Origin of the sequence: Streptomyces sp. NPDC020681, assembly GCF_044334895.1 — a bacterium.
Classification (GTDB): Bacteria; Actinomycetota; Actinomycetes; order Streptomycetales; family Streptomycetaceae; genus Streptomyces.
The window spans coordinates 298,792-316,897 of record NZ_JBIRTX010000008.1; the positions used below are offsets into that span (position 1 = coordinate 298,792).

Consider the following 18,106-nt stretch of genomic DNA (forward strand, 5'->3'; position numbering starts at 1 on the left):
AGCGGACGGCGGGGCAGGCGCCCAGACAGTACAGCCCATGCCACTGACAACAGGAGTGAGTCCGGCCCCCAGGACTCTGGCCAGGAATCGCTCCCACGCCGAGGTCGCACACAGACTGTGTAGGCCGCCGGCTCGACCTCCTGCAGAAGACGGTCGGTGGCAAGACTGATGAAACGCTGCAGTTCACCCAGCTCTCGCTATCTCGCTGCGGCGACCGGCCAGAACGGCCGCCGGAATCTGACGACCCCTGCACCTGGCCCACCCGGCTCTATCGCAGGTGTTCTTTCGGCCGTCTTCGATCGCCGCCCACGACTTCAGACAAGATCAGGCGTGCCGCGTTTTGCCCGACATTGTCCCTGTACTTCACGCGAGCGGTAGCTCCGAGGAGCCCCTTCCCGCACCCATTTCGAATGTCTATACGAATGCCGCTATTAGTCCGTTGACCCTGTTGTCAGTGGTTCCCCCTAAGCTCATCGACGTTGGTATACGAGCAGGTGGGGGCGAGAAGAAGGATGTCTTCAGGCTTCGCGATAGGGCACCTCGTCGAATTCACAGCGGCTCCGGGGGTTGGCCGAGTAGGAGCCATAGACGGCGACATGCTGCGCATCGACTTCTTCGAATCAGTAGCGGAGGAGGTCGTCCACTCCCAGCATGTGCCAGCCAAGAGCTGCTGGCGCGCCCAGCTCGAACCCGAGACACGGGTCTACTGGCGCGAACCGAGCACCGGAGACTGGCTGGCGGGCCGGGTGACGGGAGAACACCTCCCGGAATACTTCATCCAAGTTCCCAACAAGATGTGGAACGAGCGGGCGAGCGAGCGCGACCTCCGGGTGCGCTGGGACCGCCCCGTCCGCGACCCCCTCCAAGTCCTTACGGGCGGCGGCAACGAGTCGGGGTACTTTCGCGACGCTCGGCTGCCCTTCCTGCAAGATCTCGTAGCCCAACGAGCCGCCTGCGCGAACATGGCAGCGCTGCTGTCCTCAGCTGCCGAGATTTTTCCGCATCAGGTCCGGGCAGCCACGACCGTGCTCTCCGATCCGGTACAGCGATACCTCATCGCCGATGAGGTCGGCCTGGGGAAGACCATCGAGGCCGGCTTCGTCATCCGCCAGACGCTTCTCGATGATCCGCAGGCACAGGTCACCGTCATCGCCCCTGAACCGCTTCGACGCCAGTGGGACAAGGAACTCCGCAATAAGTTCTTCATCGACGACTTTCCGTCAGCCCGGATCGTAATCACGTCGCACGAGACGCCGGAGAAGTGGTCCGCCTACCACGACAGTGCCCTTGTCGTCGTGGACGAGGCGCATGCGCTGGTCCAGGACAGCGGCGAAAACTTCACGCCCTACCGTGAACTGGCCGCCTTGGCGCACGCTACTCCAAGACTTCTACTGCTGTCCGCGACCCCTGTGACTTCTCGCTACACCACTCACCTCGGGCTGCTGCACTTGCTCGACCCAAACCTCTACAGCTGGGACGATCGCGAAGCCTTCGAACACCGCTACGCCCTGCGCGCCGAGTTGGCGGACAGCGTCTATGCCCTGGACGCCACCTTCACCTTCCTGCTGAGGTCTACGCTTGACGACATCCGACGGCTCCTCCCCCAGGACCCCGGATTCGAGAATCTTGCAGCTCGGGTCGTCGAGTGCCTCACCGAGGACGATGACCTCCGTGACGGAGTGGAAGCCGACGGTCTCTCCCTGCGCGTAGAGGAGCTACGAGGGCACATCAGTGAGACGTACCGCCTGCATCGCCGGGTGATCCGGCACCGGCGCGACCAAGTGGCGCTTCCAGACGACGAAGACGAAGAGAGCGAGCCCTACGCCGTCCGCGGCCGGGAACGCCCGCAAGTTCTCACCCTGCCCCACACCTTCGACGCCGTCGAAACCGCCCTCGTGGAGTGGCGCACCGGCGTGTCGGATCACTTGCTCGATGCCAGCCTCGAAGGCGAGACCACCGCCTACGGACGCATCCTCAGCGTCCTCGCCTCCCGAGCAGGCGGGCCCTTCGATGACTTCGCCGACACTTTGCGCTGGCGTGTAAACGGAGACGCTCAAGCGGCACAACGAGCCGGTCTCAGTCCTCAAGAACGAGCCATGCTCGCCGCCCCCACCCTCATTTCTGCAGAGGGGCAAGCACTCCTCGAACTTGAAAGGCAACTCAACGACACAGAAGGAAACCAGCGGGTGAAGGCGACGGCCAGCGCCCTCATCCCGACGCTGAATCGCGGTGGGCGGATCGTCGTCTTCTGCGGTCCGGGGGCACTGGCGCACCAACTCGCAGCGCGCCTAAGCGGTTTGTCCCGGACCGCGCAGGTTGAGGAGCACACCCGCCGGATCGGCGCAGCAGCTTCCGAGGACGCGGTCACGAAATGGCGCACAGCGGCGGGCACGTCGGTCCTCGTCGTCGACGACACAGCCGAAGACGGACTGAACCTTCAGGTCGCGAATGCCATCGTCCATGTGCGCCTGCCGTGGCACCCAAACCAGCTTGAGCAACGAATCGGACGAGTAGACCGCTATCGCAGCGCCGAGTCCGTCAGCCAGTCTGATGCCGCCAGCCAGTACGTGCTCAGCGCAAGCGCCGAGCACGAAGCTCTCGGCACAGCGTGGCTGGACCTGCTGCTCGACGGCTACGACATCTTCTCGAAGTCGGCGTCGACACTGCAGGACGCCATCGCACAAGGCCTCGACGCCGTCTGGGCCGACGCACTGCAAAACGGCCCTGCCGGGCTCGCATCCGCACAGCAGCGCGTACAGGATCAGCTCCTCGAAGCACGCCAGCAGATCGAGAAGATGGACATGCTCGAGGCCATCTACCTCGACGCCGATGGCCAGGACAACACGGCCAAGGCCATCAGAGACGTGGAAGTGAACTGGAAGGACATCCAACGCGCTGCCTTCCAGTACACGAGCGAAGGATCCGGCGGCATCAACATCCGACGCTCCGATCACAACGTCGGCGAAACCGTCTTCGACCTCGTGGAGTCCCGGCCACATGTGCCACCGCGTCTGTACCTGGCACAGACTGCCGCGCTGACTCCGGCGGTGACGCGGGGGACGTTCAACCGGTCAAAGGCTCTGCGCTCCCCAGGCACTCGGCTGTTCCGTATCGGCAACCCCTTCATCGACATGCTCTCCTCGCTGAGCGCCATCGACGAACGCGGCCAAGCCACAGCCTTCCAGCGCATTGACCCCAGCCACACGGGGGATCCAGAACCCTACTTCGGCTTCGACTTCCTTGTTGAGGCGGATATTTCGGCAGCAGCAGAGACGATGACCAACCCGGAAGAGGTGAGCCGGGCGTTGCAGCGACAGGCTGACCTTCTTCTTCCACCGTTCACTCGCAGAGTGTGGGTGCGGGCAGGGAGCACCGAGGCGTTGACGCTCGCCACGGCGCTCGAGTGGCTGAACAGTCCTTACGACAACCGGAAGTGCCGGAACTTCAACAACCAGCGGGTTCGTGAGCTTGTCGGCATCTTCGGCGGCTGGTCGGAGTTCCAGCAGTCTGCTCAAACCGCCGAGAAGGTCGCGCGCAACGAACTCTTCCGCGTCACCGACCTGGTGGCGCTCTGCACCGAAGCCCAGGAACGGGCTCGCCGGCGACTCGCCGTGACCCGAGCCCAGGCAGAGGCACGGAGGGCTGCTGGGCGACTCTTGCGCGATACCGAGAGCCAACTGGCCGACGTGAACACCGCCAGTCTGCTCAGCGACGGACTCACGCAGCCGAACGTACAGCTCATGTCCGCTACGTGCGTTGTCCGCAGCGGAAAGGGAGCCCAGCGTCATGCGTGACAGTTGGACCGGGGCTCAAGAACTCTTTGACACCTGGCCGTTGGTTCCCCCGATGTCCGAGGACACGGAATACCGCGGAACTCTGCGACGGCTCAAGGACACCCTCGAAGGGCTAATGGAACGCCGGTCGTCATGGCGTGACGTGGCAGCACTGACACGACAGATCCTTCTTGAAGCCCAAGCACACGGAAACAACTCTGGCCTCGAAGTCCCGCTCGGCGCACCGCTGCCCACACGGCTGCAGTGGGAACAACTCCACTGCCACGCCCTCCCAGCTGGTCGTCGCGTCCTGGTGACAGCCCGGCCATGGCACCCCGACGTATCAGGCCAGAAGGCCACCGAGGCCGCTGAGCACGACTTCCAGCAGATTCACCTCGGAGAGAGTCTCCATCAGCATCTTGCGTTGGAGCCCTGCCCAGCCGACCCCTTCTGGATCCAGGCTCTCGGCGAGGACTACGCCGAGTACAAGTCGATCGGCCAGCGCCAGGCAGCACGTGCCGTAGCACTCGCAGAACCCGGCAGCACTCTGATCGCCTGCCTGCCGACCGGACACGGAAAGACTGCACTCGTACAGGCTCCCGCGCTCCTCTCAAGCAAGCGCAGCGGCGTGACCCTGGTCGTCGTGCCCACGGTTGTGCTCGCCCTGGACATGGAACGCCGCGCCCAAGAGCTGCTGAGCGCCCGCGGCCGGCAAAGCCCTACTGGCCGCTACGCCTACATCGGCAACCTGGACGAGAACGTCAAGCAGCAGTTGCGGGAGGACATCCGGTCTGGCAGCCAGCGGCTGGTCTTTACGAATCCTGAATCACTCGTGTCCGGCCTGAAGTCCGCTCTCGAAGACGCTGCCGAGGCAGGCCACCTGCAGTACTTCGTCGTCGACGAGGCGCATCTTGTCGAGCAGTGGGGCGAGGGATTCCGGCCTGAGTTCCAAACCATGTCCGTCCACCGTCGCACCTGGTTGAGCACCGCCCCTGCAGGGCGTGAACCCGTCACCGTCTGTATGAGCGCGACACTGACCGAACAGCAAGTGACCACGCTCGAGAAACTCTTCGCAGGGCCCAAAGCCGCTGAGATCGTTTGGGGCGCCCAATTGCGCCACGAGCCTAGCTACTACATCGACGACTTTGCCGAAGAAGAGGAACGCACGGCGGCAGTCCTTCGTGCCGTCGACCGTCTGCCGAAGCCACTGGCTCTGTACGTGACAGAGCGGAAAGACGCCCGGGCATGGGCAGACCGCCTACGCACTGCTGGCTACCGTCGAGTCGCTGATGTCGCCGGCTATTCGCGCCCCGACGAGCGTCGACAGACCGTAGAAGGATGGGGCGGCCGTTCCGCCTTGGGGCCTATCCCCACCCAGTACGACATCGTCGTGGGAACCTCAGCCTTCGGCTTGGGTGTCGACCTCCCCGACGTCCGCAGCGTGGTGCACGCATGCCTGCCGGAAACCGTCGACCGCTACTACCAAGAGGTGGGACGGACCGGCCGAGACGGATGCCCGTCCGTGGCCTACCTGGCGTCGGCCCCCCGAGACCTGCCCGTCGCCGAGGGCATCAACCGACAGGCGATTATTAGAGCCGACACTGCCTGGTCAAGATGGCGGTGGATGTGGGACGTCCGGGATAAGACGTATGCGCGTCCGAGGCACTACCTGGTCAACCTCGACTCGATCCCGGACAACGTCCATGACATCTCGGAGGCCAACCGGGACTGGAACATTCGCACACTGAACCTCATGCTGCGCGCAGGGCTCATCGAACTCCATGTCCCTGAACCACCCAAGCGGAACGAAGGCGAACCGCGTGCCGTCTTCCAGGAACGTCTCAGCCAGTTCTACGAGTTGGCATCCACGCACGTCGACGTCTCCATCGCGGACACGCAGACTAACGACGAGCAACACTTCCAGGCTCGCTTCGAAGCCGAGCGCCGGCGCTCGGTCACTGCGCAGAGGAACGCACTTACTGATCTCCGAACCTTGCTGCGCGGCGATCGGTGCACAGGCGAGGTACTCAGCACCTACTACCGGGTGCAACGAGGCGCCGCCCCGCTACTGTCGGGTATCAACTGCCGCGGTTGCCCTAGCTGCAGATCTACAGGTCTTCCTACAGATAACGGCTTTTACAGGCTGGCGGGAGACCCTCATCCGCTGGTTCCTGCCCCTCCGAGGGCCAATCGCGATCCCCTCGGGACCTTGCGCGGCACCGCTTCTTGCCTCAGTTTGTGGTGGGGCACCGACACCGAGTGCCAGGTTAATGTGCCCCGGCTTCTGGAGATGTTGGCTCTTCGCGGTATGAACGTGATCGGCGGGCCGGGCATCACCTCCCGCCAAGCCGAGTCTCTCCAGGAGGATGTGGCGCCCCGCCCGATCATCTGTGACACCGACGCGGACCTGCTGCGTTTTTACGATGGCCCCATCGTGTGGGTTCTGGACGAAGATCCGTCGTCCGTGGACAGCGTGCTCAGGTCACGACTTGGTTCACCGGACGTGACGTACCTGATCCACCCACGGGGCATGCCGCATCCAGAGCGGCCCGACCTGCTCTTCACCGCTCGTCATCTTCAAAACTTCCCCGTCCGGAATGCGTTGGAGTCGTTCTGATGGCCCTGATCAACGTGGATGCTTCGCGCCCTGACCCCATGTGGGCAGTCGTCCGTCTACTGGCCCACTCGAAGAAGCCTGTATCGCTCAACAGCGCACGCGCTCTGTTGAGTCCGCCGACGCTAGCTTCCCGGGAGAAGGACGATGCGTCGGAGATGTTCAGCAAGGCCATCAAGACGCTGCGGGAACTCGGGTTGCTTCACCTTCACGACTCCACCAGTGAACTGAAGCTTGTCGGACCCGCCGCACTTCTCGACGGCCGCGACTGGGATGCCTTCTCCGCCGCTCTGCGCACTGCCGTGCTCGCGCCGGAACGCAACAGCGGTTTGGGAGACAACGAGGAGCAGAAGGAATCCCGCGATCTCACTCGGGCCCTGGCCTGGTTTCTCACCCTGGATCCTATGGAGGCTCCGGTGGCTTGGGAGCAAGCGCAGAAGCTCAGGCAGAACGCTTTGAAGCCGGAGGCCGGCCCTGCCATCGTTAACGCTGAGCGTTGGCGGCCGTTTGGAGACTGGGCGCCCGCGTTGGGGCTTGCTGCCCGCCCCCTCCTCTCCGGTGAAGGCAGTAGTCCGTTGACTCCGGACTGCACCGCCGCCGTCAGGTATGTCGTTCAGAGCCTGTGGGAGCCTGGCCAGCAGATTAACGCCGTAGCAGTTGTCCGAAGCATCCGTGAGAACTTGCCAGTGCTGCCGGGCGGCGAATACTCGCGGGCTCTGCAACTCGACAATCCCGGAGACCGTGTGGCGGGCGCTGCCCTCTCCTTTGCACTGCTGCGTGGTAGCGACGAGAAGTGGCTGCGTCTGGAGCTCGATTCCGATGCCCCTCTTGTACTCCAGGTAGCCGACCCAGAGCAGCCTTCGAGCCCGCGCTACGTAAGCGACATCACGATGCAGGAGGTCCCTAGTGCCTGACTTCCGTGGACAGGTCTGTTGGGTCCCCGCGACTGCTGCGAACACCATCGGCGTCGAGGCCATCTCTCCTTCACCTGCCGTCTTCCGGGCCACGCACGCTCCCCTGCGGATCCAGCGAGCGCGGCTCGACGGCCGCCAACTTGTGCTCGAGGGGCAGCCGGTCGATGAGCGGGCGGTCCTTCATGACTTCCTGAATCATGAGTCCAACACCGGCGCGCTGCTCATGCCCATCGTCGGCGAGTCTGGCTCTGGAAAGTCGCACCTCGTCCGGTGGGTGCGCGAGCATCTTGATCTGGTCGACGATCAGCCTGAATCTCGTGAGGTCATCTACCTTGAGAAGCATAGGACGAGCCTCAAGGCAGTAGTTCAAAGCCTGATCGCCCAAGCTGACAGCGATGAACTGAAGCAGTTGAAGGCGGAGATCGACAAGTTCACCGCTGACATCGACGCATCCGTTCTCGCTCGGCGCCTCATCCATTCCCTCAACGAGACCCTTGTAGCCGAGACAGGGCGCGGGGTTTCAGGGCCGGCGCGGCAGCTCTTCGGCCCTCAGGGACTCGGAGCACTCCTTGACGATCCGCACGTCAGTGAATTCATGCTCAGGCCAGAGAAGTTTGTTCCACAACTGGCCACCTATCTCCTGCGGGACCGTACCAAGGGAGAAGGGGATCGCCCTCCGAAGTTCACCGTTCATGACCTCCCGCTGGACATCACAGGCGTCAGTAAGGCATCAGCCCTAGCCAAGAGGTGGGTTCAGGTCCTCAGTTCCAAGGCCGAGCTTCAGGAGATCGCGATCGACCTCCTGAACGAGCACTTGGAGACTGCGATTAACCGGAGCTTCAACCTGGGCATGGGGCGCCTGCTAGAAGCTATGACCCTTGTGCGGGAGGAGTACCACCGCCAGGGCAAAGAGATCATTCTTCTCATCGAGGACTTTGCCCTCATCCAGGGCGTTCAAAAGGATCTACTCGACGCCATCGTCGAAGCGGCCCACCGCGAAGGCTCAACCCGCCTGGCCCCCATCCGCACCCTCATGGCGGTAACCACTGGTTACTTCCGTGACCTGCCGGAAACAGCCCTCACACGCGTACGCGCGAATCTTGGCTACGCCTACGACCTAGACGTGCCGTTCAGCCAGGAAGACACCGGTGAAGAGGCGATCGCCGCATTCGTCGGCCGCTACCTCAACGCCGCGCGTGTCGGCAAGGATCGACTGGAGCAAGAAGGAGACGCAGAGCCGACGAACGCATGCGACGAGTGCCCCCTGCAGGCTCGTTGCCATGATGCGTTCGGGGCATCCGCTGACGGCTACGGGCTGTACCCCTTCAACAGGTCGGCCCTGACCCGCGCGGTCCACTCGACTGCTTCGAAGGACGAGCCGTGGGCGTTCGTTCCTCGAACCGTTCTGGGAAGCGTGGTACGGCCAGTCCTTATTCAGCACGCTAGCTCGCTGCGGAACGGAGAGTTCCCGGACTCTTCCTTCTCCGAGGCTTTCCCCACTGCTGAGATCGATCAGCCCCTCAGCACAGCCGTGCAGCAACTCGTCGAACGCAGCGATCCTGTTGCCGCCGACCGGCGCAAGCGGGTACTTGAGTTCTGGGAAGATGCAGCCGCTCAGGGCATTGAAATCGACCCCACGGTGCTGGAGGCGTTCGCCCTCAGCCCCATGGCGGCCGAGACTTCAATCCTCCCTGAGCAGCCGCGACGTGCTGCAGAGCCCTCCCGGCAGTCCAGCACCTCGTCAAGCTCCGCCAAGACGGAGGACAAGCCCTATCCACCGTCGGTGCAGCGGAGCCTTCAGAACATCGAGGAATGGGTAACCCGCGGCGACGACCTCAAGCAGGATCACGCTCGGACGATCCGCACGGTCGTTGCCACTGCGGTGGCCCAGCGGTACCGGTGGAATGCACCGCTCATGCAGCCGCAAGCCAGTGTGAAGGACAAGGGTTGGCCGAACAATGCCACCGTCGTCAGCGTCGAAGGCTCCGCGGTCGCAGGCATCAGCGGTGCTGACAGCGCCCCCATCCAGTTCAAGCGGAGCGCGACGAACAGTCGGTTCTTCCAAAGCCTGATCCGTGCGCAGTACGGGCTGGATCAGGTCCGTGGGGAGGACGTCCGGAGGCTGGCTACGGTCGCCGAAGAGCACTCCAAAGCGTTGGCAACCAGAGTTCAGCGCCACTTGGAGGTCACAGACGACGACCTCGTGCTCGGCCTGCGCGCCTCCCTTCTGGGGGCAGTTCTTGCGGGTCGCGGCTGGCCTGGCATGAGCATCGAGGAGTTGCTGGCCGCTGCAGTCGACGACGGCGAGAGCTGGAAGAGCGCCGGCACTATGTCGAGGCCTGAGCGTTGGACCGTCGCACTCAACCAGCACCTCGCTGCGCGCAGCGCCCTGGTTAAGCGCATCCGTACCGGGGTCGGCATCTCGCAGGGCAGCAGAGGAGCCGTGGGCATGATCGATGCTGCCCGGGCAGTCCCTCTGCTGGAGCAGGCAGCCGCCAACTGGTCATGGGAAACACCAGTGAGCACCGTCCCAGAATGGATCAAGCCTGCAGTCAAACCGTTCGTGTCATGGCCCGCCCTGATCGACGGACAGATCACAATGCTCAACGAGCTGCTCCGCGACATCCGACTGCGGCAACCGCGCAGTACCCCGGGGAAGAACACTCTCACCAGCATCAAGTCAGCCGTTGACCGGGCCAGGGAGGTCAGCTTGTCGCTGTCTACTCAGCGAGCACGCGATCTTGATTCGCTCCTTGAGCAGGCAAGCGCCGTGGAGTGGTCCACGATCTCCGCGCTGGAGGATGAGCTGGGGCGTTGCCACGACGACGACCGTCCAGAGGCGTCCCTTCTCACTGCACGCATCCGCACAGCCGCCCAGGACCGGGGATCCTCCATCGAGGTCGTTCGGAACCTGCTGTATGTGGCTGATGAGTGGCTCGACGAAGCCCTGAAGGGTGCTGAGATGCGGGCAAGTTCTTCGGCCGCCAAGAGCGCAGCCGATGGCGTACAGGAACTCGTTGCCGAATGGCGCTCTCTGGTAGCCGAAGGGGTTGATGGCCAGTGACCCAGATGTCCGTGTACGAGAAGGCAAAGCTGCTTGAAGATCACGCCTCCCGCATCGCGGATGGCGAAGAGTCCCAGCGTCAGGCCACCCGGGTTTCAACTCGGTTGATGGAACTTCGGTCCCAACTCAACCAACTGCGCTCCCAGTTGGCCGTCACTCGAGCTCTCCAGGCCCGTGACGCGGGCCTCGACATCGACCTGTCCAGCATCGATGACGGGAGAGCGGGCTTTGAGCGCAGCTTGGGGCTCAGCGGTCTGCCCTCCAATCAGGCGTTCAACACCGCGAAGAAGAAAGCACAGGTAGTTGCTGATCGTCTTGGGGAAGCCAATCAAGCCGCTTGGTCCGTATGGACGGGACAGCTACTCGAGGAGCTGCCCGTAGCGCGGATCTCGATGCTTCTGGATCCAGGGGCCGAGAAGCAGGCATCTGCCCGCCATGCCGAGCTTGAGCGCGTGGCAAGGGGCAAGGCGTCCCAAGACTCCATCACTAACTTCGCCGTCACACATGCTGGCTTGGCTGAACTACTTCAGGACGCTCAAGACCCGCCGCAGGCACTAGCCGTTCTGCTGGATCGACTGCGCGAGCAGTCCGGTCTCACGCTACGCGACGTCACCGACGAAGAGATCGCGCTCATCCGTGAATACGGGATGGATGCCCACATCAGCCTGAAGAGGAAGGGCTCGTGAACCAGCGCAGCATGGACCAGGACTTCACCAATGAACTCCTCAACCGCTTGGAAGACCTTGAGCTGCCACTGCTCTCGTGGGGCGTGACGGAGGGTGCGCTCTCTGAAGACGACGTGGTCGAATGTATCGAGTCTGTTCTCAGCGACCATCCGAAAGCCCCGGAGAATGTCTCACCTCATGACGTACTCCAGGAGATGCGCGGCCTCGCCCTGGTCTGGAAGGTGCCCTGGCCGAATGACGGGCCGGCGCGCTATCGCACGCGATTCGCCGAGTCGCTCCGCCTCACAGCCGGACTTCGCCAGCTCTTCCGGCCTCGGGGCGACTGGGCAGAGGAGGCACCAAGTGGATGGTGGCGTCAAGGAAGGCGTCTTGTTGCCGATTACCGGCTGCACACGCGCTATCGGCGCTACCCCAAGCGTGACATCTCTGCCTCAGAGGCGCTCAAGCAGTTGGGGACTTCGCCTAGTTGGGGAGGCCTCCAGGACGGTGTAGCCAAGGCCTATCTGGGCGGAAAGAGCCTGGCGGGCTTCCAGTTGGAAGCGACCCAGGCCGTCTATGAATCACTTGCCCACCAGGACAAGTCCAGCGGAATCATTGTCGGGGCCGGCACCGGTAGCGGCAAGACTCTCTCGTTCTACCTGCCCGCGTTCGCCGCAATGGCGGCACACGCTCCGGGCAGCGTCCACACTCTGGCCCTCTACCCGCGTACTGAGTTGTTGCGCGACCAACTCAAGGACGCCGTCACCGAGGCCAGCAAGGTTGAACAGGCGCTTGCGCAACAAGGGAGACGCTACCTTCGTATCGGCGCTCTCTACGGAAGCACTCCGAACGACTCCAACGATCCGCGGCGGCTAGCTGCCGGTAGAGGATCAGGCCGTTGGAAGCAGTTCCAAGACGGATACATCTGCCCCTTCCTTCCGTGCCCCAACGACGAATGCGAGAACGGTGAGTTGGTGTGGTCCGATCAGGACCGCGCGGCCGACATCGAGCGGCTCGTCTGCTGGCGCTGCCAGCATGAGGTGCCGGACGGGCGGCTTGCCCTCACTCGTAAATCCCTGCGGAGCAGTCCACCCGATCTGCTGTTCACGACGACCGAAATGCTGAACAACTGCAGCGCGGACAGCTTCCTCGAAGGCCTTCTAGGCTGGAGAGGCGGGCAGGTTCCTTCGCTGATGCTCCTCGACGAGGTTCACACCTATTCCGGCGTGCATGGTGCCCAAGTCGCCTACCTGCTTCGCAGGTGGCGTGAGGCAACCCGCAAACCCGTCACGTTCGTTGGCCTGAGTGCGACGCTTCGCGACGCCAAAGAGTTCTTCGCCCAACTCGTCGGCCTACGCGACGCCGACATCGACTCCATCGCTCCGTCCGAGGACAGCATGGTGGAGGAGGGCCGCGAGTACGCGCTGGCCCTGCGCGGCGATCCGGTGGCAGGGGCCAGTCTGCTGTCGACGTCTATCCAGACCGCGATGCTCTTCGGCCGAGTGCTCGATCCAAGTGACGAGACCTTTCTGTACGGATCTACCGGCTTCCTGTTCACCGACGACCTGGACGTCACCAACCGCTTCTACAAGTACCTACGCGACGCAGAAGGCGACCAGGACCACTTCGGTCGCATGGGCCGACGTGGTGAGGTACTTGCCGGACTCCGCTCACGCGCACGGCCTGAGCCCGAGGCCCGGTACAACGAGGGCCAGTCATGGGATCTCGTGGAGAAGATTGGGAACGAACTCGCTCCCGATCTGCGCATGCACCACTTGATCATTGGTCGCACGTCTTCGCAGGACGCCGGCGTTAACCACAACGCCAGGCTGACTATCGCCACCGCCTCCCTGGAGGTGGGGTTCAACGACCCCCGAGTTGGCTTCGTGCTTCAGCACAAGGCACCTCGCAATGCCGCCTCCTTCATCCAGCGCCGCGGGCGTGCTGGTCGTGCTCGGGGGACGCGGCCAGTGACCGTCGTGACCCTCTCTGACTACGGTCGTGATCGCCTCGCCTACCAGGGCTACGAGACGCTCTTCGCACCAGAGGTCGCGGCGATCAAACTGCCTCTGCGGAACCGGTATGTCCTCAAGATCCAAGGAGCCCAGGCCCTTCTCGACTGGGCAGGGCGCCGACTGCGCAGCAAAAGTGTCCGGAATGCAGACCCGCGCAAACTCCTGAAAGCACCGGCGGCGGGAGCCGTGAATCCCCGCTATGAGGCAGAGCACAAGGCCCTCATCCAGGTTTTCGATGAGTTGCTGAACGACAGCCGTGTCCAGGACCAGTTCGCAAAGCACCTCACCAGGGCGCTGCAACTCCCTGCCGACGAAGCGCAGGCCGTGTTGTGGGAACAGCCACGGTCGCTGCTACTAGCCGTGGCGCCCACCGCACTACGACGGCTCAACTCCGGTTGGAAGCCACTGGTGACTGACGCTGGCGCCGTGAACGGCGCCATGCTGCCCGAGTACATCACTCGAGCTCTGTTTGAGCCCTTGAATCTTCCAGAGGTCGATCTGGAACTCCCCTTTGACGACGGAGATGGAGCCGTCGAGCCGATGCCGATTGGGAGAGCCCTGACGGAGGCTGTCCCGGGCCGAGTCAGCCGACGATTCGGGTATTTGAGCGATGACCACCGCACGTGGCTCCCTCTCCCTTCCGAAGGCAGTGACGTTCTGAATCTCACCCAGTTCGTGAGGGATGGGATGCCTGAGGGCCCTTGGCGGCCCCATGAGCACGGCGGGGCGGAATTCGAGGTCGTCAGGCCGAAGCGGATAGGGCTGGTCGAGCCAGAGAGCGACATCATTGACCAGTCGCAGGGCGTCCCTGTGTGGGGTACACAGGTTGTTGTCCCTGACGATGTTCCGTTCGACGAAGGGATGGTTCCGAAACCGTCCCCATGGCAGCGACGGATCGACGCCGTCAGCTTCGCGACACACGCCGCTGGTAACCCCGTCGAGGTGCGGCGCATGACGATCGGTGCCGAGTGCACGGTCCGCCGTGAACGCCAGGACAGCGAGAACCAGTCCGTCCGCTACGAACTCCGGGGTAAGCCAGCTGCCCTCGGTTTCCGCCTCGGCGTCGATGCTGCCTGCTTCAGGTTGCATCCCTTGAACGTCGAAGACCTGGCGGTCAAGCAGTACCTGGCCCAGCCGCAATGGCGGGCCCTTGCGTTCTCACACGCGGTTCAAGAAGATCCAGAACTCGCCGATATCTCGAACTTCTTCCAGCGGGAGCGACTCGCTCAGATCTACCTCACGGCGTTCGCGTTGGCTGGTCTGGCTTCCGAACGCACGAACGAGGAGATCCGCACGCTCCTCGCGAGTGGTGGCTGGAGCAGGGACCTGGCAAGAATCTTCCAGGTGCTCTATCGCGACGCCGACTTGTCCGAGGAGCACATAGACAATGACCGCCTTGTTGCGGAACTGAGCACACTGGTCACCCACGGCACGGTCATCGCGGCTCTTAACCGAGCAGCTAACCTCCTTGTGATCGAGGACGTGTCCGCCAACACGGCTGACTTGGCGCGGCGGGCCTACCGCGACACCATGGCCGCCGGGATCCGGGCTGCCGCCCAGCGTGCTTGCCCGAACGCGCAAGACGGCGACCTCATAGTCGATGTACTGCCAGCCGACGAACCGGACGGGCTGACGACCATCTGGCTCAGCGAGACCTCCGTCGGGGGCCTCGGCGTGATCGAGCAGTTGATCGACTACTACTCGGCGGATCCTCGACGGTTCTGGGGACTTGTGACGAACAGCCTCGCGCCCAGTGAATTTGAGTATGTGGATGCCACCTTGACGCGTCTCCTCGAGCACGTCACTGAGGAACCAGACGGTGCCGCCGCACGTGCCATGGCGACACTTCGCGCTAACGTGCCGGCGCAGCAAGCCCAGGACGCACTCGGTGATCTGCGGGAGGCATGGGCTCGAATGGACGGCCCGCCTCGGCATGCGGCAGTCGCGGCCTTGTCCACACGCTTGCTGCGCCCGGGCTCCGGGCCCGACATCGACGCCGCGGCTCTCGCTCTCGTAAGAGCCTGGGCTGCACTCGAAGAGCGTCTGGGGATTGAAGTCGACGCACGCGTCGTGGCCTACGCCGTGGGATCGAAGCAACTCGAACTGCCCGGAGTCCGTTCGCTCAGCGCCGACCAGGTCTTCAGCCTCCTGTGGCCTCGGGGTCACCAGGCTCGTACCCAGGACTTGAAGCACTACCAGCCGTACGCCAAGGTCCCAGTACTGGAACGGCTTCTGGTCCAGGCCGCCCACGATGACCGGCTGCCCGAGGTCGATGTGACGCAGCCTGCCTGGGTTGAGTCCTACTGCAAGCGTCTCGCAGAGACCTCTGCCGTCGATCTGATCTGCCCGGCTGGCAAGGAGCAGTCAATGGCGCAAGCCTTGAAGCAGATTCCTGTCACCCACATTGACCGGGACGTACTGCGCGTCTACGGAGAGGTTTGCGGAATCCTCCGTCAGCAGCACGAACTCCGGGTCCGCATCGAGTTGCGGGAGGCCTCGCAGTGAAGTCCCAGGAACGCACGATCCGCACCGGGCTACACACCAATGTGCGCGTTGACACCATGCTGACCTCGGCTTTGATCGCGGAGTTTATTGCTCCTAGCGATCACTTGTGGCTGGTGTCGCCGTGGATCACCGATGTCCAGGTCCTCGACAACAGCCACGGTTCGTACGATGCGCTGTTCGGCGATGTTCCACCGCAGAGTTGTCGCCTATCCGATGCCATCGCCCGCATTGCACACGGTGGCGCGAAGGTCCACGTCGTTACCCGCCCTGACGCGCACAACGACGACTTTCTGCGCCGCATCACGAAGGCGGCAGCGCCGGAGCGTGTCCACTTGGCTCAGGATCCGAACATCCACGAGAAGACCTTGTGCGGCAACGACTGGATGCTCAGCGGCTCGATGAACTTCACCATTCGCGGCATGGCGAAGAACGACGAGAGAGTGACCTACACGGCAGGTAGTGACGCCGCTGCCCAGGCACGCCTGGACCTGGCCGAGCGGTGGGGAGATGGCGCATGACTCAGCCCAAACACTGGACGTCGGAACGTATCCAGACCTTCCTCAGCGCATTCTTTGGAGCAGGCAACGACGCCTGGCCCAACATGCGTCCGGACTACGCCCACAAGGAGCGTACCGAGCCCTTCGTCAAGGTTCTGCTGAACGGCGGCGATGCACCTATCGTCCTGCCACGGTGGGACGCCGACAGTCAACAATTCGCCATGTACGCCATCGCACGCGACCAGGCTGACGTGACGAAGACAGCTGAGTTGATCGAAGCCTTCGCAGGGCCGACTTATATCTACTGCGACATGGAGCGTGGCGGGCTGCGCCCAGCCCGGCTCAACCCGGATGACCCGGTAGAACACGCCATCTTGGACTTCGCTGGCGAGCGGGTGACCTTCAGGCTGACAACCGCGCAGCCCTCGCGTTACCGACAGAGCCTCACCGACTCATTGCTCTTGATGCAGAAGACCTACACAAGCCGCCCACCTCGCCTGTGGCGTGCAGTCAAACCCATCGGTCGGCTCATCGCGGAGTTCGATGCTGCTCTCGCGGCAGGCGGTGAAGCAGCTTCCCAAGATCTACTGGAGCAGTTGGCGGCGGCTGGTGGACTCACTGCCACGAACCTGGCGCATCTCAGGCTCAAGCGCCTGGATCGCCTCGGAGTGAGTAACAAGGTTCTCGCATTTCCGAACCTGCCGGACATCGTGCACCAGGATCCACCCGCTGCGGTGAAGGCCGCCATTCTCAACGCTGTTTACACGGTGGCCCTCGAGGAGCCTCTCGCTGCGCGAGACCTCGACGCGGCTAAAGAGGGCCTCATCGCCAACGGGAGGGTGGTCCCTGAACTGCTTGGCGGCGACCCCCGGTCGTATGGTCCTCAGGCGATGAACGTCGTCTTGCTTGCGGCCGTGATTCTCGATGATGTGACAGTTGCTCGCCGGGCATTGGCGGCCGTCGAGGAACTGGATCAGGCGCCCCAGATCGCGGCACTCGTTCTGAGTGAGGCCGAGCGTCTGGCGGCTATGCCGGTTCCTGATGCGGTGGACGAAGCTTCCTCGAAGGTATCCCCTGACGCTGATGCAAGCGTGCCCGTCGAGTCTTGGCCAGAGTTGTTCTCTGCGCTCGCTCATGGAAGTCCGACTGGCAAGCAGGCCGTCGAAGACGAAGTGTGGGCGCTGTGGCCCTCTCCGGCGCAGAACGATGACGTTCTGGCGGAGTTCTTGGACGGGTTGAGCGATGGCGCGGCGGGTGAACTGTGGCGTGCTGTCGGTTCGTTCCTCGATGCCGTGGGTTACGACGAGCCGGCGCCGAAGAGCGCGCATGCCTTCATCCGTAATGCCGTGGCCTTCGGCCGCTACGGTCCGGGTGATCTGGCTGTGCTGCAAGCTCTGATGGACATCGCTCTTCGGGCCTCGCCCGCCGCCGACACCTACGGAGAGATCCTCAAGGACGTTAGCTCGGAGTGCAGTCGGTGGATCGCTCCCGAACGGGCCTCGGCCGCCTTGGACTTCGTTGACCGCCTATTCCTTGCTGCGTGTCCTGACGTAGACGCCCGTGAGAGATTGTGTGTCGATCTCCTCGCGCCGTTGTCCATTCACCGGCACCGCCTTGCGGAAGCTGACCTGGCCTTCGCGCAGCGGCTCACTCATGAACTTGGCCTGGACGGTCTCGATTGGGCCGTCCCCGAAGAGGAAGGTGTGCAGAATGACCCCCTGGCGTCGATGCAGCCTTCGACGCTGCTCCTGTACTCCCTAGACGAGGCGGTACTTACCCGGTGCCGGGAGGAGTTGCAGAAGATCGCTCCTGCTGTGAAGGTCGCGACTGCCTATGACCACGTTGGCACACCGCAGTTGCGAGAGAAGGCGCGCAGGGCGGACGTGGTCGTTCTAGCGACGCGTTGCGCCAAGCACGCCGCCACCGGCTTCATCACTCAGCACACCAGCAATGACGTGCCGATCGAGTACGCGAACGGCAGTGGCTCAGCGTCTCTCCTGCGCGCAGCAGAGCGAGGTCTACGGCGCACGATCGCCGAGAGCATCTGACGCACTGGTGG

8 protein-coding genes are annotated in these 18,106 nt (G+C 63.4%); all 8 read left to right on the forward strand.

The annotated features are described in order from the left end of the window. The first annotated feature begins 512 nt into the window (after nt 1–512). The 8 genes from dpdE to dpdD are packed head-to-tail and all read left to right on the forward strand — an operon-like array spanning nt 513 to nt 18,095. Nucleotides 513–3,794, forward strand: a complete 3,282-nt coding sequence (gene dpdE, locus ACH4YL_RS21495; protein ID WP_398508984.1) for a protein DpdE — start codon at nt 513–515, stop codon at nt 3,792–3,794. Then, nucleotides 3,787–6,390, forward strand: a complete 2,604-nt coding sequence (gene dpdF, locus ACH4YL_RS21500; RefSeq protein WP_398508985.1) for a protein DpdF — start codon at nt 3,787–3,789, stop codon at nt 6,388–6,390. The genes dpdE and dpdF overlap by 8 nt, the downstream gene beginning before the upstream one ends. Further along, nucleotides 6,390–7,301, forward strand: a complete 912-nt coding sequence (dpdG, locus tag ACH4YL_RS21505) for a protein DpdG (protein WP_398508986.1) — start codon at nt 6,390–6,392, stop codon at nt 7,299–7,301. The genes dpdF and dpdG overlap by 1 nt, the downstream gene beginning before the upstream one ends. Next, complete coding sequence (gene dpdH, locus ACH4YL_RS21510) at nt 7,294–10,365, forward strand: protein DpdH (protein ID WP_398508987.1); 3,072 nt, start codon at nt 7,294–7,296, stop codon at nt 10,363–10,365. The genes dpdG and dpdH overlap by 8 nt, the downstream gene beginning before the upstream one ends. Next, on the forward strand, nt 10,362–11,051 hold the full coding sequence (locus ACH4YL_RS21515; RefSeq protein ID WP_398508988.1) for a hypothetical protein: 690 nt from the start codon (nt 10,362–10,364) through the stop codon (nt 11,049–11,051). Before dpdH ends, ACH4YL_RS21515 begins: the two co-directional genes overlap by 4 nt. Next, the gene (gene dpdJ, locus ACH4YL_RS21520) at nt 11,048–15,550 is read left to right on the forward strand and encodes a protein DpdJ (RefSeq protein ID WP_398508989.1); all 4,503 of its coding nucleotides are present in this window, start codon (nt 11,048–11,050) and stop codon (nt 15,548–15,550) included. Before ACH4YL_RS21515 ends, dpdJ begins: the two co-directional genes overlap by 4 nt. Then, nucleotides 15,547–16,068 carry a phospholipase D-like domain-containing protein DpdK gene (gene dpdK / locus ACH4YL_RS21525; protein ID WP_398508990.1) on the forward strand — a complete coding sequence of 174 codons (522 nt, stop codon included), beginning with the start codon at nt 15,547–15,549 and terminating at the stop codon, nt 16,066–16,068. Before dpdJ ends, dpdK begins: the two co-directional genes overlap by 4 nt. After that, nucleotides 16,065–18,095, forward strand: coding sequence for a protein DpdD (gene dpdD, locus ACH4YL_RS21530; protein WP_398508991.1), 2,031 nt, complete (start codon nt 16,065–16,067; stop codon nt 18,093–18,095). The genes dpdK and dpdD overlap by 4 nt, the downstream gene beginning before the upstream one ends. Nucleotides 18,096–18,106 lie beyond the last annotated feature (11 nt).

Bases quoted from the DNA above. Each gene is read 5' to 3' on its own strand.
- dpdG (WP_398508986.1), top strand. From the start codon at position 6,390: ATGGCCCTGATCAACGTGGATGCTTCGCGCCCTGACCCCATGTGGGCA.
- dpdD (WP_398508991.1), top strand. From the start codon at position 16,065: ATGACTCAGCCCAAACACTGGACGTCGGAACGTATCCAGACCTTCCTC.
- dpdF (WP_398508985.1), top strand. From the start codon at position 3,787: ATGCGTGACAGTTGGACCGGGGCTCAAGAACTCTTTGACACCTGGCCG.
- dpdE (WP_398508984.1), top strand. From the start codon at position 513: ATGTCTTCAGGCTTCGCGATAGGGCACCTCGTCGAATTCACAGCGGCT.